Origin of the sequence: Anaerotruncus sp. G3(2012) (genome assembly GCF_000403395.2) — a bacterium.
Taxonomy (GTDB): domain Bacteria; phylum Bacillota; class Clostridia; order Oscillospirales; family Ruminococcaceae; genus Anaerotruncus.
On sequence record NZ_KE159660.1, the window covers coordinates 90,318 to 91,589 of the forward strand.

Sequence of the window (1,272 nt, forward strand, 5' to 3'; positions counted from 1 at the left end):
GTCCGGTTTCTTGACTGGAAACCAGTCCCATGATAAAATGAGTGCGGGCGCTGCAACAACGGCAGGCGGTCGGCCACACCACCCGAAAGGGGGTGGGGCAATGCCAATTACCATAACGTTACATATCCTCGGATATACCGTGACGATACGGATAAAAGGCAGAAACCGCCACCCTGGCCGGTGACGGTTTCTTCTGAAATCTCTCACTAAGTCGGGCTGACCGCTTGTCGCGGCGCCCTCTTTGACTCCTATTATAGCCTGGAAACTGGGCACTGTCAAGTGTCCGGTTTCTTGACTGGAAACCAGTCCCAAGAGAACATTTGTCAAGGGGGATTTCATCATAAAGATGAAATCCCCCTTGAATAAAATGGAAGCGGTATATTAGACGACATTCTCACCTAGGATTATTTTGGGCATTGTAGTTAAACAACGATTCCAACGCTTATAAAATTTCTCGATACCAAGCTTAGATACTCTTGCATGGACCTCTTCGTTTTCCAATACCCAATATAGCACATATGTTACTTTACCAATATTTCTTGTAAGGCGAATAGGTAATTCGCCCTCTTTAACTGCACTAAAATCTTTTTGTCGGTGAGTACGCTTTATGTAATGCACATCAATAACACCATCTTGTTCCAAATAAAATTCAGACACTTCTTTCATCAGTTCTTCAATTTCATCTATCTTAGTTAATTTCGCTTCATATATACATATCTCATTAAACATATCTCCCCTCCTCAAATTCTGAGTTTATGAAATTGATATGAGCAAAGTATACCACAATTGCAAGCGCCGTTCAACTCTCAATTATCGGCACTGATAGTAGCGGCAAGCAATGCGCCGGTATATACCCGGCGCAGCTTGTTGGGGGTCGACGGCCCCCAAACTCCCGGTGCATCGGCGCAGCCCCGCCCGATGCACAAGCCGCCGGTGGCGTCTGCTGGCCTGTCCATACTGGGCAGGGAGGGGACGCCCGGCGGGCCGCCCCTCGGAGAGCGCACGACTGCCGCAGGCAGTACCACCACCCGCTTGCGGGTGGTGGGTAAGTGCGCTCTTCGAGAGGGTCGGCAAAGAGAACGGAGCGCCCAGGTCATCCCCAGACGCTCCCGCTTCGGTTCCCTCCTGCTGGTTGATCACCGCCTTTCCAGCCTGTGTCATTTTGCCACAAATGAACCATCAGCCAATGTGTATTTGGATGGTGAAACCACCCTTTACACAATACATCTCATGATAAAATGAGTGCGGGCGCTGCAACAACGGCAGGCGGTC

2 protein-coding genes are annotated in these 1,272 nt (G+C 49.6%); both read right to left on the reverse strand.

The genetic code is table 11. The annotated features are described in order from the left end of the window. Window positions 1-381 precede the first annotated feature (381 nt). Window positions 382-729 carry a hypothetical protein gene (locus tag C814_RS11045; RefSeq protein ID WP_016317915.1) on the reverse strand — a complete coding sequence of 116 codons (348 nt, stop codon included), beginning with the start codon at window positions 727-729 and terminating at the stop codon, window positions 382-384. An 81-nt stretch (window positions 730-810) separates the two neighbouring features. Then, window positions 811-1,161, reverse strand: a complete 351-nt coding sequence (locus tag C814_RS23515) for a hypothetical protein (protein WP_155846357.1) — start codon at window positions 1,159-1,161, stop codon at window positions 811-813. Between the last annotated feature and the right edge of the window lie 111 nt (window positions 1,162-1,272).

Bases quoted from the DNA above. Each gene is read 5' to 3' on its own strand.
- C814_RS11045 (WP_016317915.1), bottom strand. From the start codon at position 729: ATGTTTAATGAGATATGTATATATGAAGCGAAATTAACTAAGATAGAT.
- C814_RS23515 (WP_155846357.1), bottom strand. From the start codon at position 1,161: ATGACACAGGCTGGAAAGGCGGTGATCAACCAGCAGGAGGGAACCGAA.